Origin of the sequence: Agromyces excoecariae, from assembly GCF_051715505.1 — a bacterium.
Classification (GTDB): Bacteria; Actinomycetota; Actinomycetes; order Actinomycetales; family Microbacteriaceae; genus Agromyces.
On sequence record NZ_JBPSLA010000001.1, the window covers coordinates 921,963 to 943,263 of the forward strand.

At 69.2% G+C, this 21,301-nt stretch carries 32 protein-coding genes; 31 read left to right on the plus strand and 1 reads right to left on the minus strand.

The features are described 5' to 3' along the window. The first annotated feature begins 9 nt into the window (after positions 1 to 9). From ACSJD1_RS04280 to ACSJD1_RS04330, 11 genes are all read left to right on the plus strand, one after another. Positions 10 to 1,287, plus strand: coding sequence for a hypothetical protein (locus ACSJD1_RS04280; RefSeq protein WP_438854061.1), 1,278 nt, complete (start codon positions 10 to 12; stop codon positions 1,285 to 1,287). Then, positions 1,284 to 1,898 (plus strand): hypothetical protein, encoded by a 615-nt coding sequence (locus tag ACSJD1_RS04285; RefSeq protein ID WP_438854062.1) that lies wholly within the window; start codon positions 1,284 to 1,286, stop codon positions 1,896 to 1,898. Before ACSJD1_RS04280 ends, ACSJD1_RS04285 begins: the two co-directional genes overlap by 4 nt. Then, positions 1,898 to 2,443 carry a hypothetical protein gene (locus tag ACSJD1_RS04290; RefSeq protein ID WP_438854063.1) on the plus strand — a complete coding sequence of 182 codons (546 nt, stop codon included), beginning with the start codon at positions 1,898 to 1,900 and terminating at the stop codon, positions 2,441 to 2,443. The genes ACSJD1_RS04285 and ACSJD1_RS04290 overlap by 1 nt, the downstream gene beginning before the upstream one ends. Then, a complete protein-coding gene (locus tag ACSJD1_RS04295; protein ID WP_438854064.1) occupies positions 2,440 to 3,351 on the plus strand; it encodes a hypothetical protein in 912 nt (303 codons plus the stop codon). Before ACSJD1_RS04290 ends, ACSJD1_RS04295 begins: the two co-directional genes overlap by 4 nt. Positions 3,352 to 3,397: 46 nt before the next feature. Next, a complete protein-coding gene (locus ACSJD1_RS04300) occupies positions 3,398 to 3,874 on the plus strand; it encodes a hypothetical protein (protein ID WP_438854065.1) in 477 nt (158 codons plus the stop codon). A gap of 73 nt (positions 3,875 to 3,947) precedes the next feature. Continuing rightward, positions 3,948 to 4,595, plus strand: coding sequence for a spermidine/putrescine ABC transporter substrate-binding protein (locus ACSJD1_RS04305; RefSeq protein ID WP_438854066.1), 648 nt, complete (start codon positions 3,948 to 3,950; stop codon positions 4,593 to 4,595). A gap of 306 nt (positions 4,596 to 4,901) precedes the next feature. Further along, entirely contained in the window at positions 4,902 to 5,276 is a 375-nt protein-coding gene (gene rpsL, locus ACSJD1_RS04310; protein ID WP_022889720.1) for a 30S ribosomal protein S12, read from the plus strand. Beyond that, positions 5,276 to 5,746: a 30S ribosomal protein S7 gene (rpsG, locus tag ACSJD1_RS04315; RefSeq protein WP_067948599.1), complete on the plus strand. Its 471-nt coding sequence runs from the start codon at positions 5,276 to 5,278 to the stop codon at positions 5,744 to 5,746. Before rpsL ends, rpsG begins: the two co-directional genes overlap by 1 nt. 97 nt (positions 5,747 to 5,843) lie before the next feature. Then, on the plus strand, positions 5,844 to 7,958 hold the full coding sequence (gene fusA / locus ACSJD1_RS04320) for an elongation factor G (protein ID WP_438854067.1): 2,115 nt from the start codon (positions 5,844 to 5,846) through the stop codon (positions 7,956 to 7,958). Between the two features lie 112 nt (positions 7,959 to 8,070). Beyond that, positions 8,071 to 9,264, plus strand: coding sequence for an elongation factor Tu (gene tuf, locus ACSJD1_RS04325; protein WP_438854068.1), 1,194 nt, complete (start codon positions 8,071 to 8,073; stop codon positions 9,262 to 9,264). Positions 9,265 to 9,402: 138 nt separating this feature from the next. After that, entirely contained in the window at positions 9,403 to 10,617 is a 1,215-nt protein-coding gene (locus ACSJD1_RS04330; RefSeq protein WP_438854069.1) for an acyltransferase family protein, read from the plus strand. A 19-nt stretch (positions 10,618 to 10,636) separates the two neighbouring features. Here the strand turns inward: ACSJD1_RS04330 and ACSJD1_RS04335 are convergent, their stop codons facing one another. Next, positions 10,637 to 11,086, minus strand: a complete 450-nt coding sequence (locus ACSJD1_RS04335) for an OsmC family protein (RefSeq protein ID WP_438854070.1) — start codon at positions 11,084 to 11,086, stop codon at positions 10,637 to 10,639. A 529-nt stretch (positions 11,087 to 11,615) separates the two neighbouring features. Here ACSJD1_RS04335 and rpsJ point away from each other — a divergent pair. The 20 genes from rpsJ (at position 11,616) to rplO (ending at position 21,229) form a co-directional block, all read left to right on the plus strand. Then, complete coding sequence (gene rpsJ / locus ACSJD1_RS04340) at positions 11,616 to 11,924, plus strand: 30S ribosomal protein S10 (RefSeq protein ID WP_017201594.1); 309 nt, start codon at positions 11,616 to 11,618, stop codon at positions 11,922 to 11,924. 8 nt (positions 11,925 to 11,932) lie between these two features. Further along, positions 11,933 to 12,589: a 50S ribosomal protein L3 gene (gene rplC / locus ACSJD1_RS04345; RefSeq protein ID WP_438854071.1), complete on the plus strand. Its 657-nt coding sequence runs from the start codon at positions 11,933 to 11,935 to the stop codon at positions 12,587 to 12,589. Position 12,590: 1 nt separating this feature from the next. Continuing rightward, positions 12,591 to 13,250 carry a 50S ribosomal protein L4 gene (gene rplD, locus ACSJD1_RS04350; protein WP_438854072.1) on the plus strand — a complete coding sequence of 220 codons (660 nt, stop codon included), beginning with the start codon at positions 12,591 to 12,593 and terminating at the stop codon, positions 13,248 to 13,250. Continuing rightward, positions 13,247 to 13,549, plus strand: coding sequence for a 50S ribosomal protein L23 (gene rplW, locus ACSJD1_RS04355; protein WP_155052791.1), 303 nt, complete (start codon positions 13,247 to 13,249; stop codon positions 13,547 to 13,549). Before rplD ends, rplW begins: the two co-directional genes overlap by 4 nt. Before the next feature lie 19 nt (positions 13,550 to 13,568). Then, positions 13,569 to 14,408 carry a 50S ribosomal protein L2 gene (gene rplB / locus ACSJD1_RS04360; RefSeq protein ID WP_438854073.1) on the plus strand — a complete coding sequence of 280 codons (840 nt, stop codon included), beginning with the start codon at positions 13,569 to 13,571 and terminating at the stop codon, positions 14,406 to 14,408. Positions 14,409 to 14,420: 12 nt separating this feature from the next. Continuing rightward, positions 14,421 to 14,702 (plus strand): 30S ribosomal protein S19, encoded by a 282-nt coding sequence (gene rpsS / locus ACSJD1_RS04365; RefSeq protein WP_155052793.1) that lies wholly within the window; start codon positions 14,421 to 14,423, stop codon positions 14,700 to 14,702. A 25-nt stretch (positions 14,703 to 14,727) separates the two neighbouring features. After that, positions 14,728 to 15,093 (plus strand): 50S ribosomal protein L22, encoded by a 366-nt coding sequence (gene rplV / locus ACSJD1_RS04370; RefSeq protein ID WP_154346541.1) that lies wholly within the window; start codon positions 14,728 to 14,730, stop codon positions 15,091 to 15,093. Next, a complete protein-coding gene (gene rpsC, locus ACSJD1_RS04375) occupies positions 15,093 to 15,839 on the plus strand; it encodes a 30S ribosomal protein S3 (RefSeq protein WP_438854074.1) in 747 nt (248 codons plus the stop codon). Before rplV ends, rpsC begins: the two co-directional genes overlap by 1 nt. Positions 15,840 to 15,841: 2 nt before the next feature. Then, on the plus strand, positions 15,842 to 16,261 hold the full coding sequence (rplP, locus tag ACSJD1_RS04380) for a 50S ribosomal protein L16 (RefSeq protein ID WP_155052795.1): 420 nt from the start codon (positions 15,842 to 15,844) through the stop codon (positions 16,259 to 16,261). Next, a complete protein-coding gene (rpmC, locus tag ACSJD1_RS04385) occupies positions 16,261 to 16,575 on the plus strand; it encodes a 50S ribosomal protein L29 (RefSeq protein WP_430647863.1) in 315 nt (104 codons plus the stop codon). Before rplP ends, rpmC begins: the two co-directional genes overlap by 1 nt. A gap of 2 nt (positions 16,576 to 16,577) precedes the next feature. Next, a complete protein-coding gene (rpsQ, locus tag ACSJD1_RS04390) occupies positions 16,578 to 16,880 on the plus strand; it encodes a 30S ribosomal protein S17 (RefSeq protein WP_438854075.1) in 303 nt (100 codons plus the stop codon). A 33-nt stretch (positions 16,881 to 16,913) separates the two neighbouring features. Then, the gene (gene rplN, locus ACSJD1_RS04395; protein ID WP_129233339.1) at positions 16,914 to 17,282 is read left to right on the plus strand and encodes a 50S ribosomal protein L14; all 369 of its coding nucleotides are present in this window, start codon (positions 16,914 to 16,916) and stop codon (positions 17,280 to 17,282) included. A gap of 2 nt (positions 17,283 to 17,284) precedes the next feature. Continuing rightward, complete coding sequence (rplX, locus tag ACSJD1_RS04400; protein ID WP_129233340.1) at positions 17,285 to 17,644, plus strand: 50S ribosomal protein L24; 360 nt, start codon at positions 17,285 to 17,287, stop codon at positions 17,642 to 17,644. Further along, on the plus strand, positions 17,644 to 18,237 hold the full coding sequence (rplE, locus tag ACSJD1_RS04405) for a 50S ribosomal protein L5 (RefSeq protein WP_438854076.1): 594 nt from the start codon (positions 17,644 to 17,646) through the stop codon (positions 18,235 to 18,237). Before rplX ends, rplE begins: the two co-directional genes overlap by 1 nt. 166 nt (positions 18,238 to 18,403) lie before the next feature. Further along, positions 18,404 to 18,802, plus strand: coding sequence for a 30S ribosomal protein S8 (gene rpsH / locus ACSJD1_RS04410; RefSeq protein WP_400996200.1), 399 nt, complete (start codon positions 18,404 to 18,406; stop codon positions 18,800 to 18,802). 4 nt (positions 18,803 to 18,806) lie between these two features. After that, a complete protein-coding gene (rplF, locus tag ACSJD1_RS04415; RefSeq protein ID WP_438854077.1) occupies positions 18,807 to 19,343 on the plus strand; it encodes a 50S ribosomal protein L6 in 537 nt (178 codons plus the stop codon). A 2-nt stretch (positions 19,344 to 19,345) separates the two neighbouring features. Next, on the plus strand, positions 19,346 to 19,705 hold the full coding sequence (rplR, locus tag ACSJD1_RS04420; protein WP_155052801.1) for a 50S ribosomal protein L18: 360 nt from the start codon (positions 19,346 to 19,348) through the stop codon (positions 19,703 to 19,705). Further along, complete coding sequence (gene rpsE, locus ACSJD1_RS04425) at positions 19,702 to 20,397, plus strand: 30S ribosomal protein S5 (RefSeq protein ID WP_400996194.1); 696 nt, start codon at positions 19,702 to 19,704, stop codon at positions 20,395 to 20,397. Before rplR ends, rpsE begins: the two co-directional genes overlap by 4 nt. Beyond that, on the plus strand, positions 20,397 to 20,582 hold the full coding sequence (gene rpmD / locus ACSJD1_RS04430; RefSeq protein WP_155052802.1) for a 50S ribosomal protein L30: 186 nt from the start codon (positions 20,397 to 20,399) through the stop codon (positions 20,580 to 20,582). The genes rpsE and rpmD overlap by 1 nt, the downstream gene beginning before the upstream one ends. Beyond that, positions 20,582 to 21,229, plus strand: a complete 648-nt coding sequence (rplO, locus tag ACSJD1_RS04435) for a 50S ribosomal protein L15 (RefSeq protein WP_438854078.1) — start codon at positions 20,582 to 20,584, stop codon at positions 21,227 to 21,229. Before rpmD ends, rplO begins: the two co-directional genes overlap by 1 nt. Positions 21,230 to 21,301 lie beyond the last annotated feature (72 nt).

A 21,301-nucleotide genomic window follows, 5' to 3' on the forward strand; every position in this document is an offset into this window, starting at 1 on the left:
GGCCTGACGATGGGGAACAGCGCGTACTTCCACCGCTTCATGCCGGATTCGCCCAAGGGGCGCGAGATCGAGCGGCTCGAGGGGGACGCCTCGGTCATCATCGAGCGCGGCACGGCGATCGAGGAACTCGGCCTGCGGATGCAGAAGGCCGCGAACACGCTCCGCCTGCTCGCCGACGGCCAGGTCGGCCGGGGCGAATCGCTCGACGCCGTCCGCGACCAGGCCGAGGAGGTGCACGCCGACCTCCGGACGGCGGGCCTGCGCTACTCGCCGAGCGGAACGGCGCTCCGCAGGTACGGCGAGGCCGTCGACGAGGTGCAGTTCTCGTTGAACGCGGCCGTGCGACATTGCGAGGAGCTGTGGGAGTCGGTGCGGACCCGCGCCACCGCGGTGGACGACGCCGACGACACCCCGGCCGACCCCGACGGCGCGACGTCGGCGCGCGACGAGGCGCAGGCCGCCGCGGATGGCGCGCTCGAGACGGCCGAGCAGGAGTGGCGGGAGGCCGCCGCACGGTTCGACGGCTTCTACGACACGTGGGACGCCGCGTACGACACCGCGCTCAGCGGTCTCGAGGGGGCCAACGACGACGGCGTCGAGGACGGCTTCTGGGACGACGCGCTCCCGGTGCTCGACTTCATCGTGGAGGTGCTCGAGGTCGTCGGGGTCGTGCTGTTCGTCGCCGCGCTGATCGTCGGCGGGCCGCTCGTCGCGATCCTCGCCACCGCCGCCGCACTCATCACGCTCGCCGCGACGATCGTGCTCTACGCGAAGGGGCGGAAGAACGGGATGGACCTCGGCCTCGCGATCGTCGGGGTCATCCCGTTCGGCAAGCTCGGCCGGATCTTCGCGGCGGCCGGCGAGGGCAGTGCGCTCGCACGGATCGGGAAGCCGGTCGGGCTCTTCCTCGGCGTCGACGACGTCAGCGCCCTGCGCACGCACCTCGGCACGATCAGCCGCAACGCCGCCGACGCCTGGAACGCCGGTGACAACCTCGTCCCGTGGGTGCAGACCTCCGTCGTCAGCCAGATGCTCCGCGAGACCGGGGAGGGCTGGCGCTACGTCATGGAGACCGCGCAGCTCTCGAACAGCTCGGACATCTTCCTCGGCCGGTTGTGGGGCGTCGGGGATTCGGTCGCGGAGTCCTTCGACTCCGGCGCCGCGGGCATCGTCGACCTCGTGGCCGGCTCGAAGCAGCCCTGGGCACAGGGCATCCAGATCACCGACTTCATCACGGGCGAGGTCGCCCAGTCGGCCGAGGATCGGCTGGTGGACTCGTGGCGATGAGCCTGCGCGATGAACTCACCGGCTCCACCCGCACGCCGGTCCCGCCGTTCGTGCTCCTGCTTCCGCCGGGGTGGGTCTCGGTCGAGCCGACCCGGGAGCGCTTCGACGAGCTCCTCGGCTCGGTCTCGGAGCGGATGCGGGCCGAGCACCGCCCGGACCTCGACGCCAGGTTCCGTGCCCTCGTCCGACGTGCCTCCGACGAGTTCCTCCGCCGAGATCCCGTGCGGCTCGTGTACCAGCGATCCGTACCCGCCGAGCGGATGCTTCCCCTCGCGATCACGGCGGCGCGGGTCTGCGCTCCGGCGGGCGCCACGCTCGACGCGCAGGTCGCCGAGCTCGTGCGCACGCGCGGCGCCGCACCGCTCGACGACGCCCGCGTCCTCATGCGCTGGACCTCGGACTCGTCGCACCGGATCGACGGCGGTGCGCTCCGCACGCGCTCGTTCGACTACCTCGTCGCGATCCCCGGCACCGGGCGCCGCGAGGCGCTCGTCTTCACCGCCGTGGTCCCGCTCGCCGCGGGCGGCGAGCGGCTCGACGAGGAGAGCGCCGAGGAGTTCGGCCTGCTCGCGGATGCGATCCTGTCCACCTTCCGCTGGAGCGGCGCCTGATGCGATTCGAGATCTCGTACGACGAGCGCGTGTGGGCCGTCATGCCCGAAGCGGATGCCGCCGCCGACGACGTCTGGGTCGCCGACCAGCGCATGCGGGTCGCCGACGGGCCGTTCGGCGCCCACGTCGACGCGTTCGAGGCGGCGGCCCGCGAGGCGCTGAACCGCCGACGCACGGGCGGGATCACCTCGCTCTTCTTCCGTCCCGAGTCGGTTCCCGCGACCGGCGTGCTCCACGTCGGGCTCGTCGAGCGGCCGGTCGACGAGCGCGAGGGTGCGCTGGCCTGGCTTCCCCCGGGCACGACGCCGCGGATCGACCCGGCGGTCGCGACGTTCGAGACCGCGCTCGTCCCCCGTGGCCAGCGGGTGGCGTACGTGAGCGACCGCGACGCCGCCGACGGAGCGCCGCTCGCTGGCCTCGTCTACGGCCTGCCGCTCGACGGGCTGACCGGGTACGTCTTCGCCGAGGAGGCGCACAGCGACGTGATCGGACTCATGCAGGCGCACGCCGACGCGATCGTCGGCTCGCTGAAGCTCGTCGCATGAGCGGATCGAGCGCCGCGGAGTGGGCCCGGCACGCCGATGCGACCGCGCTCGCCGTCCGTCGCGACGAACTCGATCGGCGCGCGCTCGCCGAGCTGCCCGAGGTGCGCGACGCGCTCGCCGCGCTCGGCGTGCACGCGGCCCGCGACCTCGGGCGCTGGCGCGAGCACCGGCTCTCCCGTCTCGCCGGGGAAGAACCGGGCGTGGCGGCGGCGGTCCGCCCGCATCGCGCCGTGACCGCCGGCCACCTCGCGGCGTCGCTCGCGGTCGCGGTCGCGTACGCGCTGTTCTTCAGTCGCGGCAGTCTCGGGATGGAGTTCGAGGTCGTCGCATCCGCCGCAGCGCTCGTCGTCGCGGCTGCGGTGATGGCGGTGGTCGTCCCGTGGTCGCGTCGGCGGCCCGTCACCGCAGGCGACGCGACGATGGCCTGCATCGTCGCCGGCTTCGGCGCGGCGGCCGCACTCGCGACGGTCGTCCAGGCCGCTCGGGCCGACGGCGGGCCCGCGATCGCGGCCGCGGTCGCCGCGTCGAGCGGGTTCGCGCTGGTGGTGTTCGCCGTCGCGACGACGGTGCGTCGCCTCCGCATCCCGCGATCCGCCCGGGAGCGCGAGGCGGCACGCGCCGCCGAGGTGCGCGAGGAGTTCGGCGACGAACTCGTTCGCGTGCGGCGCGCGTGCGGTGAACAGGTCTCGGCGGCACTCGAGCAGGCCGACCCCGCCGCGGTCGCCCGCGCCCGCGGCGAGATCGTCGCGGCCTACGGCGTGCTCGCCCGGCGCGGGCTCGTCGACCCGTCCGCGGCGCCGCACGAGCCGGGGATGCTCCTCATCGACGACCCCATCGCGCGCGCGGCCCGGGCCGCGCGCGCGCCCGACCGCGACCCGCTCGTCCCCGCCCTCGCCCGGGCGCGCTGAACGGAGTCGCCGGGCGAGCGCAGCCCACCCGGCGTAGGCTCGGAGGATGGCGTCGAACCCGACCTCCGCCTGGGCCGTCGCCGGCTTCGCGGCGGCGCTCGACGTCGCGCTGATCGTCGCGGCGTTCGGGTTCGTCAGCCTGCTCGCCGACCTCGAGCCCATCCCCGATCCCGCCGCCGGTCGACTCGTCGGTCCGATCACGATCGGCGTCGCCGTCGGCGCATTCCTGCTCCTGCTCGGTGCCGGGCTCACGCGAGGGGTGCGCGCCTGGACGCTCGCAGGCCTCGCGTTGGTCGCGACATGGGCGGCGGGCGTCGTGGCGGGGACGATCGCCTACGCGGCATCCACCGGGACGATCCTCGCCGCATTCCTCTTCGCACTGTCGTTCATGTCGGTCGGGTTCGGCCTCATCGTCCCGCTCGCGAGCGCGCTCGTGGCGCTCCTCGCCGCCGTGACGGTACGTGCAGAGGAGGGCGGGGTGGAGCGGCCGAGGTGGCCGTGGGAGCGCGACGACGACGGGTGAACCTCCCGCCGGCGTCGGACATCCGTTCACCGCTTGGGCGCCGCGACACGCCGTCGGCAGTAGGGTGAACCGCGTGGAGGGATCGGTCGAGGCCCGCGTGAGCCACGAGGTCGACCGCTGGTTGGCGTGGCTGCCGCGCTGGCGGCCGGGCACGCACCGGGGTCGGGTGCGCCTCTGCACGCGCTGCTTCGGCTCGCCGATCCTCGCCGCGGCCGGGCTCGACGTCGACGTGCCGCACCCCGTGCAGCACGCCTTCTCGATGCGCATGAAGGGCATCATCGACGTCGCCGTCGACGACTACACGGCGCGGAACCTGCCGATGCTGCACCGCGAGATCCGGCTCGCGGAGGAGCGGAAGGCGCGGCGTCCCTACCGCGCCGGCGAGGGGCTGGATCCCGAGTTCCTCGGGCTCGAGCTCGATCCCGATCCGACCCCGGGCGAGCCGTTCCTCTTCACGCTGCAGGGCCTCGAGGCGGATGCCGCGGCCGAGGCCGCCGAGCCTGCGCCGCGTCCGTTCACCCCGCAGGAGAAGGAGGCGCTCCGCGAGGAGGTGCGCCTCGCAGACGAGTTCGCCAAGCAGCTCGGCCGGCGCATCTGCGCTGAGCTCGCACGACATCGCCAGCGCATCGCGAACGCGGTCGAGCGGCTCGTCGAACCGCAGGTGGCGGAGCTGCTCGCCGACCTCGACCGCGAGCTCGACGCGCCGGGCTGGAGCAGCTGACCCCGCGAGCGACGGCATCCGGCGTTCGCCGAGGGCGTGCAGGCGCCATTTGACCGCATCGTGACGCCGGATTACCATTGGTCGGGTGTGCGCGTTGCCGCGCGCTCGTGCCGTGCCCGCGGATCCCCGGATCCTCGGAGGGCGGAACGGGTTCTCACAGGGCGCACATCAGGGCGCCGGCCCCCGGCCGGAACGCCCCCACGGCATACCCACCACTGAAAAGGCGCCGCCGCTCGGCGGTGCCGGTGGGTCGTGATGTGAAATCCATCAAACGCTGTCACCGTGCAGCACCAACAAGGAGAAGCAGTGCCAACCATTCAGCAGTTGGTCCGCAAGGGTCGCTCGCCGAAGGTCACCAAGACCAAGGCTCCCGCCCTGAAGGCCAACCCCCAGCAGCGCGGCGTGTGCACGCGTGTGTACACCACCACCCCGAAGAAGCCGAACTCCGCGCTCCGCAAGGTCGCCCGCGTGAAGCTCTCGAACGGCACCGAGGTCACCGCCTACATCCCCGGTGAGGGCCACAACCTGCAGGAGCACTCGATGGTGCTCGTCCGCGGCGGTCGTGTGAAGGACCTCCCGGGTGTCCGTTACAAGATCATCCGCGGCGCCCTCGACACGCAGGCCGTGAAGAACCGCAAGCAGGCTCGCAGCCGCTACGGCGCGAAGATGGAGAAGAAGTAATGCCTCGCAAGGGACCCGCTCCGAAGCGCCCCGTCGTCGCAGACCCCGTCTACGGCTCGCCGGTCGTCAGCCAGCTCGTCAACAAGATCCTCGTCGACGGCAAGAAGGACCTCGCGCAGCGCATCGTCTACGAGGCGCTCGAGAACGTCGCGAACAAGTCCGGCCAGGACGCCGTCGCGGTCCTGAAGAAGGCCCTCGACAACGTGCGCCCCACCCTCGAGGTGCGGTCGCGCCGCGTCGGCGGCTCGACCTACCAGGTCCCCGTCGAGGTCAAGCCCCACCGCGCGAACACCCTGGCGCTCCGCTGGCTCACCAGCTACGCCAAGGCCCGCCGCGAGAAGACCATGACCGAGCGTCTCACCAACGAGATCCTCGACGCCTCGAACGGCCTGGGTGCCGCGGTCAAGCGCCGCGAGGACACCCACAAGATGGCCGAGTCGAACCGCGCCTTCGCCCACTACCGCTGGTAGTCGGCCGAGCGGATGCCGCGGGCCTCGCGCTCGCGGCGGCCACGCGGCATCCGCTCGCCCCCCAACCCTTCCCTTCCTGAACATCCGGAGGAACCCCGTGGCACTTGACGTGCTCACCGACCTGAACAAGGTCCGCAACATCGGCATCATGGCGCACATCGATGCCGGCAAGACCACCACGACCGAGCGCATCCTGTTCTACACGGGCGTCAACCACAAGATCGGCGAGACGCACGACGGCGCGTCGACCACCGACTGGATGGAGCAGGAGAAGGAGCGCGGCATCACGATCACGTCGGCCGCCGTGACCTGCTTCTGGAACAAGAACCAGATCAACATCATCGACACGCCCGGCCACGTCGACTTCACCGTCGAGGTGGAGCGCTCGCTGCGCGTGCTCGACGGCGCGGTCGCCGTCTTCGACGGCAAGGAGGGCGTCGAGCCCCAGTCCGAGACCGTCTGGCGCCAGGCCGACAAGTACGACGTCCCGCGCATCTGCTTCGTCAACAAGATGGACAAGCTCGGCGCCGACTTCTACTTCACCGTCGACACGATCGTCAAGCGCCTCGGCGCGAAGCCGCTCGTGCTGCAGCTCCCGATCGGCGCCGAGAACGACTTCGTCGGCGTCATCGACCTGGTCGAGATGCGCGCGCTCGTGTGGCCCGGCGACGCCAAGGGCGACGTGACCATGGGCGCCAAGTACGAGGTCCAGGAGATCCCGGCCGACCTGAAGGACAAGGCCGAGGAGTACCGCCAGCAGCTGCTCGAGACCGTCGCCGAGACCAGCGACGAGCTGCTCGAGAAGTTCTTCGGCGGCGAGGAGCTCACGGTCGACGAGATCAAGGGCGCGATCCGCAAGCTGACGGTCAACTCCGAGATCTACCCCGTGCTGTGCGGCTCGGCGTTCAAGAACCGCGGCGTGCAGCCCATGCTCGACGCCGTCATCGACTACCTGCCGTCGCCGCTCGACGTGCCTGCCGTGCAGGGTCACGACGTGCGCGACGAGGAGAAGATCATCGAGCGCCACGCCGACGCGACCGAGCCGTTCTCGGCGCTCGCGTTCAAGGTCGCGGTGCACCCGTTCTTCGGTCGCCTCACCTACGTCCGCGTCTACTCGGGCCGCCTCGACTCCGGTGCCCAGGTCATCAACTCGACCAAGGGCAAGAAGGAGCGCATCGGGAAGATCTTCCAGATGCACGCCAACAAGGAGAACCCGGTCGACTCGGTCACCGCGGGCAACATCTACGCCGTCATCGGCCTCAAGGACACCACGACCGGCGACACCCTGTGCGACCCGGACAACCAGGTCGTCCTCGAGTCGATGACCTTCCCCGAGCCCGTCATCGAGGTCGCCATCGAGCCGAAGACCAAGGCCGACCAGGAGAAGCTCGGCACGGCCATCCAGAAGCTCGCCGAGGAGGACCCGACCTTCCGCACCGAGCTCAACCAGGAGACCGGCCAGACGGTCATCAAGGGCATGGGCGAGCTGCACCTCGACATCCTCGTGGACCGCATGAAGCGCGAGTTCAAGGTCGAGGCGAACGTCGGCAAGCCGCAGGTGGCCTACCGCGAGACGATCCGCCGCACGGTGGAGCGTCACGACTACACCCACAAGAAGCAGACGGGTGGATCGGGCCAGTTCGCGAAGATCCAGTTCAAGCTCGAGCCGCTCGAGGTCGAGGGCGACAAGACCTACGAGTTCGAGAACGCCGTCACGGGTGGCCGCGTCCCGCGCGAGTACATCCCGTCGGTCGACGCGGGCTTCCAGGACGCCATGCAGGTCGGCATCCTCGCCGGCTACCCGATGGTGGGCGTCAAGGCGACGCTCACCGACGGTGCCGCCCACGACGTCGACTCCTCGGAGATGGCGTTCAAGATCGCCGGCTCGATGGGCTTCAAGGAAGCCGCTCGGAAGGCGAACCCCGTCCTGCTCGAGCCGCTGATGGCCGTCGAGGTCCGTACTCCCGAGGAGTACATGGGCGACGTCATCGGCGACCTGAACTCGCGCCGCGGCCAGATCCAGTCCATGGAGGACGCCGCCGGCGTGAAGGTCGTGCGTGCGCACGTCCCGCTCTCGGAGATGTTCGGCTACATCGGCGACCTGCGGTCCAAGACCTCGGGCCGCGCCGTGTACTCGATGGAGTTCGAGAGCTACGCGGAGGTCCCGAAGGCCGTGGCCGAGGAGATCGTCCAGAAGAACAAGGGCGAATAGCGCCCGAACGCACGGACCGACAGGTTCGCGTAACATAACAACACAACCCCGTAGCACACCGGTCGCAATCCGGCGCCCGGTGCTGCTACACGGATCCTGAGGAGGACCCACAGTGGCTAAGGCCAAGTTCGAGCGGACCAAGCCGCACGTCAACATCGGAACGATCGGTCACGTCGACCACGGCAAGACCACGCTCACCGCAGCGATCTCCAAGGTGCTCGCCGACAAGTACCCGTCGGCCACCAACGTGCAGCGCGACTTCGCGTCGATCGACTCCGCTCCCGAGGAGCGCCAGCGCGGCATCACGATCAACATCTCGCACGTCGAGTACGAGACGCCGAAGCGCCACTACGCGCACGTCGACGCCCCGGGTCACGCCGACTACATCAAGAACATGATCACCGGTGCCGCCCAGATGGACGGCGCGATCCTCGTGGTCGCGGCGACCGACGGCCCGATGGCCCAGACGCGTGAGCACGTGCTGCTCGCCAAGCAGGTCGGCGTGCCCTACCTGCTCGTCGCGCTGAACAAGGCCGACATGGTCGACGACGAGGAGATCCTGGAGCTCGTCGAGCTCGAGGTCCGCGAGCTGCTCTCGTCGCAGGGCTTCCCCGGCGACGACGCCCCGGTCGTCCGCGTCTCGGGCCTCAAGGCGCTCGAGGGCGACGAGAAGTGGGTCAACTCGGTCCTCGAGCTCATGGAGGCCGTCGACGAGTCGATCCCCGACCCCGTGCGTGACAAGGACAAGCCGTTCCTCATGCCGATCGAGGACGTCTTCACCATCACCGGTCGTGGCACGGTCGTCACGGGTCGCGCCGAGCGCGGCACGCTGAAGATCAACTCCGAGGTCGAGATCGTCGGCATCCGCCCGACGCAGAAGACCACGGTCACGGGCATCGAGATGTTCCACAAGCAGCTCGACGAGGCATGGGCCGGCGAGAACTGCGGTCTCCTGCTCCGCGGCACCAAGCGCGAGGACGTCGAGCGCGGCCAGGTCGTCGTGGCCCCGGGCTCGGTCACCCCGCACACGAACTTCGAGGGCACCGCCTACATCCTCTCGAAGGACGAGGGCGGCCGTCACAACCCGTTCTACGCGAACTACCGCCCGCAGTTCTACTTCCGCACCACCGACGTCACCGGCGTCATCACGCTGCCCGAGGGCACCGAGATGGTCATGCCCGGCGACACCACCGACATGACGGTCGAGCTCATCCAGCCGATCGCCATGGAGGAGGGCCTCGGCTTCGCCATCCGCGAGGGTGGCCGCACGGTCGGCGCCGGTACCGTCACGAAGATCCTCAAGTAATCTTCGCGATCGCGACCTGCAAGGGGTCGGGCCTTCGGGCCCGGCCCCTTCGTGGTTCCGGTCGCACGGCGGTGCACCGACGTCCAGGTGCGGGTGGGGGATCCCTCGTCGAGGAGACCTCGGGTTAGCCTTGACCGGATGGTTCCCCCGTCGATCCGAACGCGTGCCGCCGTGCGGCCCGAGATACAGGCGCTCCGCGCGATCGCGGTGTGCGCCGTCGTGCTGCACCACGGCTGGCCCGCGGTCGCACCCGCCGGCTACATGGGCGTCGACGTGTTCTTCGTCGTCTCGGGCTTCCTCATCACGGCCCTCCTGCTGCGCGAGTCCGCCCGCACCGGGCGCATCTCGCTGAAGGACTTCTACCTGCGCCGCGCCCGGCGGATCCTGCCCGCGGCCATGGCGGTGCTCGTCGCCGTCACGGTGCTGACGTACCTCGTCGTGCCGAGGATCGAGTGGCGCTCGTACTTCCGCGAGGTCATCGCGAGCGCGCTCTACTTCGAGAACTGGCTGCTGGCGGCCGATTCCCAGGACCCGACGCGAGACGACCTCGCGTCCACGCCGGTGCAGCACTTCTGGTCGCTCTCGGTCGAGGAGCAGTTCTACCTCGTGTGGCCGCTGCTGATCATCGCGGCCATCGCGATCGCCGCGCGGACGTCGCGGGACCCTCGGCGCGCCCTGCTCGTCGTGCTCGGCCTCGCGACGATCGCCTCGTTCGCGTGGAACCTGGTCCTCACCGCCCAGGACCACAACCTCGCCTACTTCTCGACGTTCACGCGCGTCTGGGAGTTCGGAGTGGGCGGCATCCTCGCCGTCCTCGTCCCGGCGTCCTCACCGGGGCGGGATCGGCTCCGGGCCGTCGTCGGATGGCTCGGGCTCGCGCTCATCGCCGTCCCGATCGTGCTCTTCCGCACCCCGGAGGTGTTCCCCGGGCTCGTCGTCCTCATGCCGGTCGTCGGCGCGCTCGCGGTGATCTGGGCGGGGATGCCTGCCGTGCGGTGGTCGCCGGCGCGGGCGACCGGTCTCGCGCCGGTGCAGTGGACCGGCGACATCTCGTACTCCCTCTACCTCTGGCACTGGCCCATCTTCATGTTCGTGCCGTTCATCACCGGCGTGCCGAGCCCGCCGTGGCTCATGGCGTTGCTCGTGGTCGCGGCGTTCGTCGTGGCCGCCGCGTCGAAGCGGTGGATCGAGGACCCCGCACGATTCGGCCCCACCGGCGCACGCCGGCCCCGTTCGGCGCTGCTGCTCGGCTCGGTCGCCACGATGGCGGCCCTGGTCGTCGCGGCGGGAATCGTCGGCCCGAACGCCGCGGGCGCCGAGGCCTGCGAGCGTCCCGGGCAGACGGGGGAGTGACCGAGCACCGACGGGTGCGTCAGATCTCGATGCCGTCGACGGTGGTCCGCAGCTCGATCGCACCCTCGACGCTCCGAGCGACCGTGCACGCCTTCGCGATCGCGCGGGCCATGATCGACGCGAGCTTCTCGCGCTCCTCGGGCTCGAGGGCGGAGAGGTCGATGACGATCTCCTCGTCGATCTCGCGGTAGCGGTTGTCGTCCTTCGAGGTGCCGTGGGCCCATACGGTGATTGCGACGTCGTCGCCGAGCCGGCGCGCGGCCACCGAGTCGGCGCTCATGCCCGCGCAGCCCGCCAGGGCGAGTTTCAGCAGCTCGCCCGGGGTGAAGTGGCCCGGGGCCTCCGCGGGACCGATGAGCACGGTCGAGCCGCGCTCGTTCAGGCCCTCGTACGTTCGCGGGCCCGTCCGCGTCACCGAGACGCTCCCCGGTCCGATCCGCTCGCCGACCGCGTGCGCGTGCTCCGTCATCGAGTCCTCCTCCGCCCTGCAGTGCAGTGCCGTGTCGTGCACCGATTCCACCACGACGACGGATGCCGCGGCATCCGCTTGACTGGGAGGATCCGGTGAGCCGCTCCGCCGCGACACGCCCGGGTTGCACGGATGGGCCGCCATGTGGCAAACTCGTTGAGTTCAACATTTCGAACGGCGTGCCTTGCTGCGCTCCGATCGGATCACTGCCAGGCAGTGCATAGCCACCGGAAGCTCCACGGAGCCCCACGGGTCAGGCTAGGCCGCGGGCAGCAGGACACACAACCGACCACCACCCTTCGAGCATGGGATGCCCCATGCCCGTTTTCGCGAGTGCGACACGCCCGAGCGCGGGGGCCGGTTGGGGCTCGAAGGTCGAGCGTGTCGAGACCACCGCGACGCGGGGTGGTTTCGACAGGCTCGATCAGCGGCCTTTGACAGAAGAACAGTGGTGCTTCACACGAAGTGGCTACGCGGCGTCCGATGCCCTCGGAAGGGGTAAGACGCCTTGACAGAGAGAGAGTCAGCAATGGCGGGACAGAAGATCCGCATTCGACTGAAGTCGTATGACCACGAGGTCATCGACACCTCGGCGCGCAAGATCGTCGACACGGTGACCCGCGCGGGCGCCACGGTCGTCGGCCCCGTGCCGCTTCCGACCGAGAAGAACGTGGTGTGCGTCATCCGTTCGCCCCACAAGTACAAGGACAGCCGCGAGCACTTCGAGATGCGCACGCACAAGCGACTGATCGACATCGTGGACCCGACGCCCAAGGCCGTCGACTCGCTCATGCGTCTCGACCTTCCGGCCGACGTCAACATCGAGATCAAGCTCTGAGGTACGACATGTCCACCACTGCAAAGACCGTGAAGGGTCTGCTCGGCACCAAGCTCGGCATGACCCAGGTGTGGGACGAGAACAACAAGCTCATCCCGGTCACCGTCATCGAGATCGCCCCCAACGTGGTCACCCAGCTCCGCACCCCGGAGCGCGACGGCTACGCGGCCGTCCAGATCGCCGCGGGCGCCATCGACCCCCGCAAGGTCACCAAGCCCCTCACCGGTCACTTCGAGGCCGCCGGCGTCACGCCGCGCCGCCACGTGACCGAGGTGCGCACCGCCGACGCCGCGGACTACGCGCTCGGCCAGGAGCTCACCGTCGACGGCACCTTCGAGGCCGGCCAGCTGGTCGACGTCGTCGGCACGTCGAAGGGCAAGGGCTTCGCCGGTGTCATGAAGCGCCACAACTTCGCGGGCGTCTCCGCGTCGCACGGTGCCCACCGCAACCACCGCAAGCCCGGTTCGATCGGCGCGTCGTCGACCCCGAGCCGTGTCTTCAAGGGCATGCGCATGGCCGGCCGCATGGGTGGCGAGCGCGTCACCGTCCTGAACCTCCGCGTGCACGCCGTCGACGCCGAGAAGGGCCTGCTGCTCGTCAAGGGCGCGGTTCCCGGTGCTCGCGGTCGTCTCGTGTTCGTCCGCAACGCTGTGAAGGGAGCCTGAGATGGCTACCGCTGCCACCATCGACGTCCTCGACGTCACCGGCAAGAAGTCCGGCTCGATCGAGCTGCCCGCCGAGCTCTTCGACGTGCAGACCAACGTGCCGCTGATCCACCAGGTCGTCGTCGCCCAGCTCGCCGCCGCGCGCCAGGGCACGCACAAGACCAAGACCCGCGGCGAGGTCTCCGGCGCCGGCCGCAAGCCCTTCAAGCAGAAGGGCACGGGCCGCGCCCGCCAGGGCTCGATCCGCGCGCCGCACATGACCGGCGGTGGCGTCGTCCACGGCCCGCAGCCGCGCGACTACTCGCAGCGCACCCCCAAGAAGATGATCGCCGCCGCCCTGCTCGGCGCGCTCTCCGACCGCGCTCGCGGCGGCCGCATCCACGCGGTCGAGTCGCTCGCCAACGGTGAGGCCCCGAAGACGAAGGACGCCGTCGCGCTCCTCGCCTCGGTCGCTCCGTCGCGGCACCAGCTCGTCGTGCTCACCCGCGACGAGGAGCTCTCGGAGCGTGCGGTCCGCAACATCCCGACCGTGCACGTCCTGCCGGTCGACCAGCTGAACGCCTACGACGTGCTCGTCTCCGACGACATCGTCTTCAGCAAGGCCGCGCTCGAGGCGTTCGTCGCCGCGAAGCAGGCGAAGAAGGAAGAGGTCTCCGCATGAGCGCCGCGCACAACAAGGACCCCCGCGACATCATCATCGCGCCGGTGGTCTCGGAGAAGAGCTACAACCTGATCGACGAGGGCAAGTACACGTTCATCGTGGACCCGCGCTCGAACAAGACCGAGATCAAGCTCGCCATCGAGAAGATCTTCAACGTCCAGGTCGCATCGATCAACACCCTCAACCGTCAGGGCAAGACGCGTCGCACCCGCTTCGGCATGGGCAAGCGCAAGGACACCAAGCGCGCGATCGTCACCCTCAAGTCCGGCTCGATCGACATCTTCACGAACGTCGGCTAAGGAGCAGAGGAACCTCACTATGGCTATTCGCAAGTACAAGCCCACGACCCCGGGTCGTCGCGGTTCGTCGGTCGCCGACTTCGCCGAGATCACGCGCTCGACGCCCGAGAAGTCGCTGCTCCGCCCGCTCTCGAAGTCCGGTGGTCGCAACAACCAGGGCCGCATCACCACCCGCCACGTCGGCGGAGGCCACAAGCGCCAGTACCGTGTCATCGACTTCCGTCGCAACGACAAGGACGGCGTGCCCGCCAAGGTCGCGCACATCGAGTACGACCCGAACCGCACGGCGCGCATCGCGCTGCTGCACTTCGCGGACGGCACCAAGCGCTACATCCTGGCCCCGGCCAAGCTGGCGCAGGGTGACCTCGTGGAGTCGGGCCCGAGCGCCGACATCAAGCCCGGCAACAACCTGCCGCTGCGCAACATCCCGACCGGTACGGTCATCCACGCCATCGAGCTCCGTCCCGGCGGCGGCGCGAAGATGGCGCGTTCGGCCGGCGCCTCGGTGCGCCTGGTCGCGAAGGACGGCCCCTACGCGCAGCTCCGCCTGCCGTCGGGCGAGATCCGCAACGTCGACGCGCGCTGCCGCGCGACCGTCGGCGAGGTCGGCAACGCCGAGCAGTCGAACATCAACTGGGGCAAGGCCGGCCGCATGCGCTGGAAGGGCGTGCGCCCGACCGTCCGCGGTGTCGCGATGAACCCGATCGACCACCCGCACGGTGGTGGTGAGGGCAAGACCTCCGGTGGTCGCCACCCGGTCAGCCCGTGGGGTCAGCCCGAGGGACGCACCCGTCGCCCCAACAAGGAGAGCGACAAGCTCATCGTCCGTCGTCGCACCGTCGGCAAGAAGCGCAAGTAGGAGTAAGAGAAGATGCCTCGCAGCCTCAAGAAGGGCCCCTTCGTCGACGAGCACCTGCTTCGCAAGGTCGCCTCGCAGAACGAAGCGGGTTCCAAGAACGTCATCAAGACGTGGTCGCGTCGCTCGATGATCGTCCCGGCCATGCTCGGCCACACGATCGCCGTGCACGACGGCCGCAAGCACATCCCGGTGTTCGTCACCGAGACCATGGTGGGCCACAAGCTCGGCGAGTTCGCGCCCACCCGCACCTTCCGTGGACACGTGAAGGACGACAAGAAGGGCCGCCGCCGCTGACGCGGTGGCGTGAAGGAGGAGAGAAATGGTGGAGTCGATCGCCCGCGTGCGTCACATCCGCGTGACCCCCATGAAGGCCCGCCGCGTCGTCAACCTGATCCGCGGCAAGCAGGCACAGGAGGCCCTGGCCATCCTGAAGTTCGCCCCGCAGGGTGCGAGCGAGCCGGTGTACAAGCTCGTCGCTTCGGCCATCGCGAACGCTCGCGTCAAGGCCGATGCCACGAACACCTACCTGGACGAGCAGGACCTCTACGTGAAGACGGCTTACGTCGACGAGGGCACCACCCTCAAGCGTTTCCAGCCGCGCGCGCAGGGTCGTGCCTTCCGCATCAACAAGCGCACGAGCCACATCACCATCGTGCTCGGCACGCCCGAGGAGGGTACGAAGTAATGGGTCAGAAGGTAAACCCGTACGGCTTCCGTCTCGGCATCACCACCGACCACGTGTCGCGGTGGTTCTCCGACTCGACGAAGCCCGGACAGCGCTACGCCGACTACCTCGCCGAGGACGTCAAGATCCGTCGCCTGCTCCAGACGTCGCTCGACCGTGCGGGCGTCTCCCGCATCGAGATCGAGCGCACCCGCGACCGCGTCCGCGTGGACATCCACACGGCTCGTCCGGGTATCGTGATCGGCCGCCGCGGCGCCGAGGCCGAGCGCATCCGCGCCGACCTCGAGAAGCTCACCGGCAAGCAGATCCAGCTCAACATCCTCGAGGTGAAGAACCCCGAGGCCGACGCCCAGCTCGTCGCGCAGGGCATCGCCGAGCAGCTCTCCGCCCGCGTGGCCTTCCGCCGCGCGATGCGCAAGGGCCTGCAGGGTGCGCAGCGCGCCGGCGCCAAGGGTGTCCGCATCCAGGTCTCGGGTCGCCTCGGCGGCGCCGAGATGAGCCGCTCGGAGTTCTACCGCGAGGGTCGGGTGCCGCTGCACACGCTCCGCGCGAACATCGACTACGGCTTCTACGAGGCCAAGACCACGTTCGGCCGCATCGGCGTGAAGGTGTGGATCTACAAGGGCGACATCACCAACAAGGAGCTCGCCCGCGAGCAGGCCGCCCAGAAGCCGTCGCGTGACCGTAACGACCGTCGTCGTGCGCCCCGTGCGCAGGAGTCGGCCGCAGCAGGAGTTGAGGCATAACCATGTTGATTCCCCGTCGAGTCAAGTACCGCAAGCAGCACCACCCCGGCCGTTCGGGCCAGGCCACCGGCGGCACGAAGGTCTCCTTCGGCGAGTACGGCATCCAGGCCCTGAGCCCCGCCTACGTGACCAACCGTCAGATCGAGTCCGCTCGTATCGCCATGACGCGTCACATCAAGCGCGGCGGCAAGGTGTGGATCAACATCTACCCCGACCGTCCGCTCACGAAGAAGCCCGCCGAGACCCGCATGGGTTCCGGTAAGGGTTCGCCCGAGTGGTGGGTCGCCAACGTCAAGCCGGGCCGGGTCCTCTTCGAGGTCTCGGGCGTCTCCGAGCAGCTCGCTCGCGAGGCCATGACCCGTGCAATCCACAAGCTGCCCCTCAAGGCACGCATCATCAAGCGCGAGGAGGGCGACGCATAATGGCCGTCGGTTCCAAGGAGCTCGCTGTGACCGAGCTCGACACCTTCGAGGACGAGCGTCTCGTCGACGAGCTGAAGAAGGCCAAGGAGGAGCTGTTCAACCTCCGCTTCCAGTCGGCCACGGGCCAGCTCGAGAGCCACGGCCGCCTGAAGGCCGTCAAGCGCGACATCGCCCGCATCTACACGGTCATCCGTGAGCGCGAGCTCGGCATCCGTGCCACGCCCGCGCCGGTCGAGGCGCCCGCAGCGCCTGCGAAGAAGACGAAGAAGGCCAAGGCCGCTGAGGCGACCGAGGCCGAGACGAAGGAGGCCTGATCATGGCTGAGACCAAGAAGGCTGCGGCCGAGGTCGCCGAGACGGCCGAGCTCGTCCGCGGGTACCGCAAGGTCCGTCGCGGGTACGTCGTCAGCGACAAGATGGAGAAGACCATCGTCGTCGAGGTCGAGGACCGCGTGAAGCACCCGCTGTACGGCAAGGTCATCCGCCGTACGTCGAAGGTCAAGGCGCACGACGAGCAGAACAGCGCCGGCATCGGCGACCTCGTCGTGATCTCCGAGACCCGCCCGCTCAGCGCCACCAAGCGCTGGCGCCTGGTCGAGATCGTCGAGAAGGCCAAGTAAGCCCCCGGGCTTGCTTCCCAGAAGGAGTACGAAGTGATTCAGCAGGAATCCCGGCTCAAGGTCGCCGACAACACGGGCGCCAAGGAGCTGCTCACCATCCGCGTGCTCGGCGGCTCCAGCCGCCGCTACGCGGGTCTCGGCGACGTCATCGTCGCCACCGTCAAGGACGCGATCCCGGGCGGCAACGTGAAGAAGGGCGATGTGGTCAAGGCCGTCATCGTCCGCACCGTGAAGGAGACCCGTCGTCCCGACGGCTCCTACATCAAGTTCGACGAGAACGCCGCGGTGATCCTCAAGAACGACGGTGACCCCCGTGGCACCCGCATCTTCGGGCCGGTCGGTCGGGAGCTTCGCGACAAGAAGTTCATGAAGATCATCTCGCTGGCGCCGGAGGTGCTGTAACCATGGCCAAGATCAAGAAGGGCGACCTCGTCGAGGTCATCTCGGGCCGCAGCCAGGCTCGCGGCGGCGACCGCGGCAAGCAGGGTCGCGTCATCGAGGTCCTGGTCGACCAGAACCGCGTCGTGGTGGAGGGCGTCAACTACGTCACCAAGCACGTGCGCGTCGGCCAGACCCAGCGCGGCTCCAAGACCGGCGGCATCGAGACCCACGAGGCCCCGATCCACGTGTCGAACGTCGCGATCGTCGACCCCGAGACGAAGAAGCCGACCCGCGTCGGCTTCCGCACCGAGACGGTCACCAAGGACGGCGTCGAGAAGACGGTCCGCGTCCGCTACGCCAAGAAGTCAGGTAAGGACCTGTAATGACTGACACCGCGACTGCCGCGCCGGCTGGCAAGATCCAGCCGCGCCTCAAGCAGAAGTACCAGAGCGACATCACCAAGGCCCTGACCGAGGCGAACGGGTACACCAACCCGCACCAGGTCCCCGGCCTCGTGAAGATCGTCGTCAACATGGGCGTCGGCGAGGCCGCACGCGATGGCAAGGTCATCGACGGTGCCATCGCCGACCTCACGAAGATCACCGGTCAGAAGCCGCAGGTCACCAAGGCCCGCAAGTCCATCGCGCAGTTCAAGCTGCGCGAGGGCCAGCCGATCGGCGCGCACGTCACGCTGCGCGGCGACCGGATGTGGGAGTTCCTCGACCGCCTGCTCGCGCTCGCGCTGCCCCGGATCCGCGACTTCCGCGGCCTCTCGGACCAGCAGTTCGACGGCACCGGCAACTACACCTTCGGTCTCACGGAGCAGTCCGTGTTCCACGAGATCGACCAGGACAAGATCGACCGCGTCCGCGGCATGGACATCACCGTGGTGACCACCGCCAAGACCGACGAGGAGGGTCGCGCGCTGCTCAAGGCGCTCGGCTTCCCGTTCAAGTCGAACGAGTCCGCCCAGTAGTTCGTAGTAGACTCTACGAGTTTGTGCCAGCGCCGGCGGGTCTCGGAGCCATCCGAGGCCCCGCCGGCACCGGCATCCGGCGGTTCGCAACCGCGTGCCGCCACCACCACAGGTCAGTCCCCGTGTAACGGGTCCTGAAACCTGGTGAACGTAAGGAACCATTGTCATGACGATGACCGACCCGGTCGCTGACATGCTGACGCGCCTGCGCAACGCCAACTCCGCGCACCACGACACCGTGTCGATGCCGCACTCCAAGCTCAAGGGGCACATCGCCGAGATCCTCAAGTCCGAGGGCTACATCTCGGGCTTCGAGATCGCCGACGCGCGCGTGGGCAAGACGCTCACGCTGCAGCTCAAGTTCGGCCCCAACCGCGAGCGTTCGATCGCGGGCATCAAGCGGGTGTCCAAGCCCGGCCTTCGCGTGTACGCGAAGTCGACCGAGATCCCCAAGGTGCTCGGCGGCCTCGGCGTCGCGATCCTGTCCACTTCCAGCGGTCTGCTCACCGACCGCCAGGCCGAGAAGAAGGGCGTGGGTGGGGAAGTCCTCGCCTACGTGTGGTAGTTCCATGTCACGAATCGGACGACTTCCCATCGACATCCCCGCCGGTGTCGACGTCAAGGTGGACGGCCGCGCCGTCACCGTGAAGGGCCCGAAGGGCGAGCTCGCACTCACCGTGGCGCAGCCCATCGAGGTCAAGATCGAGGACAACCAGGTCCTCGTCACGCGCCCCGACGACGAGCGCGCCTCGCGTGCGCTGCACGGCCTCACGCGTACCCTCATCGCCAACGACATCGTCGGCGTCACCCAGGGCTACTCGAAGGGCCTCGAGATCGTCGGCACCGGTTACCGCGTGGCGCAGAAGGGCAGCGCGGTCGAGTTCGCGCTCGGCTTCTCGCACCCGGTCACCGTCGAGCCGCCCGTCGGCATCACGCTGACGGTCGAGGGCAACAACAAGATCACCGTCTCGGGCATCTCGAAGCAGGCCGTCGGTGAGACCGCCGCCAACATCCGCAAGATCAAGAAGCCCGAGCCCTACAAGGGCAAGGGCATCCGCTACGCCGGCGAGGTCGTGCGTCGCAAGGCCGGAAAGGCTGGTAAGTAATCATGGCCGTCAAGAGCAAGTCGGCTGCGCGTTCGCGCCGCCACACCCGGCTTCGCAAGAAGATCGTCGGCACCGAGCTGCGTCCCCGTCTCGTGGTGACGCGTTCGGCCCGCCACGTCTTCGTGCAGGTCGTCGACGACAGCAAGGGCCACACCGTGGCATCCGCCTCGACCATGGAGGCCGACCTCCGCGCGTTCGAGGGTGACAAGACCGCCAAGGCGAAGAAGGTCGGCGAACTCGTCGCCGAGCGTGCGAAGCAGGCCGGCATCGACTCGGTCGTGTTCGACCGCGGCGGCAACAAGTACGCCGGTCGCGTCGCCGCGATCGCCGACGGAGCGCGAGAGGCAGGGCTGAGCCTGTGAGCGAGAACACTGTGAAGGAGACCGAGGTGGCCGCAGAGGCACCCGTCGAGACGGCAGCTTCCTCGGAGCCGCCGCGCAACGAGCGCGAGGGCCGCCGCGGCGGCCGCGACCGCGGCCAGGGCCGCGACCGTCGCGAGCGCGACGCCGAGAAGAGCCAGTTCCTCGAGCGCGTCGTCACCATCAACCGCGTGTCGAAGGTCGTCAAGGGCGGCCGTCGCTTCAGCTTCACGGCGCTCGTCGTCGTGGGCGACGGCAACGGCCTCGTCGGCGTCGGCTACGGCAAGGCGCGCGAGGTGCCGACCGCGATCTCGAAGGGCGTCGAGGAGGCGAAGAAGAACTTCTTCCGCGTCCCGCGCGTCGGTTCGTCGATCCCGCACCCCGTGCAGGGCGAGGCAGCCGCCGGTGTGGTGCTCCTGCGTCCGGCCGGCCCCGGTACCGGTGTCATCGCCGGTGGTCCGGTCCGCGCCGTGCTCGAGTGCGCCGGCATCCACGACGTGCTGAGCAAGTCGCTCGGTTCGTCGAACACCATCAACATCGTGCACGCCACGGTCGAGGCGCTGAAGCAGCTCGAGGAGCCGCGCGCCGTCGCCGCCCGTCGTGGTCTCGACTACGACGAGGTCGCGCCCGCCCGTCTGCTGCGTGCCGAGGCCCAGGCGGCCGAGGCCGCCGCAGCAGCGAAGGCAGGTGCCTGATGGCCAAGCAGCTCAAGGTGACCCAGGTCAAGTCCAAGGTGAGCGAGAAGCAGAACCAGCGCGACACGCTGCGCAGCCTCGGTCTGAAGAAGATCGGCCAGAGCGTCGTGCGCGAGGACACCCCCCAGGTGCGCGGCTACGTGAAGACGGTCGCCCACCTCGTGACGGTTGAGGAGATCGACTAATGGCTGACGAGACGAAGGACGTCGCCGCCGAGGAGACCCCGAAGAAGGCTCCCGCGAAGAAGGCCGCCGCCAAGCCGGCCGCCGAGAAGAAGGCTCCGGCCAAGGCCGCCGCCGCCAAGGCCGACGACGCGAAGGCCGAGAAGGCTCCCGCGAAGAAGGCCCCGGCGAAGAAGGCCCCGGCCAAGAAGGAGTCCGAGGACGTCGTGCGCGAGCCGGTGCTCAAGGTGCACCACCTGCGCCCGGCGCCGGGTGCCAAGAAGGACAGGACCCGCGTCGGTCGCGGTGAGGGCTCGAAGGGCAAGACCGCCGGTCGCGGCACCAAGGGTTCGAAGGCCCGCAACAACATCCGCCCCGGCTTCGAGGGTGGCCAGCTTCCGTACCACATGCGTGCGCCGAAGCTCCGCGGCTTCAAGAACCCGTTCCGCGTCGAGTACCAGGTGGTCAACCTGGACAAGCTCGCCGAGCTCTACCCGAAGGGCGGCGACGTCACCGTCGCCGACCTGGTGGCCAAGGGTGCCGTCCGCAAGAACGAGCGCGTCAAGGTGCTCGGCAACGGCGACATCCAGGTGAAGCTCAACGTCGAGGTCGACAAGGTCTCCGGCTCCGCAGAGCAGAAGATCGTCGCCGCCGGCGGCTCGGTCAAGTAGAGGCCGCTGCACCACACACGGAATTCGAGCCTGTCGGGACCTCGCGTATGATTCACGGGGGTCTCGACAGGC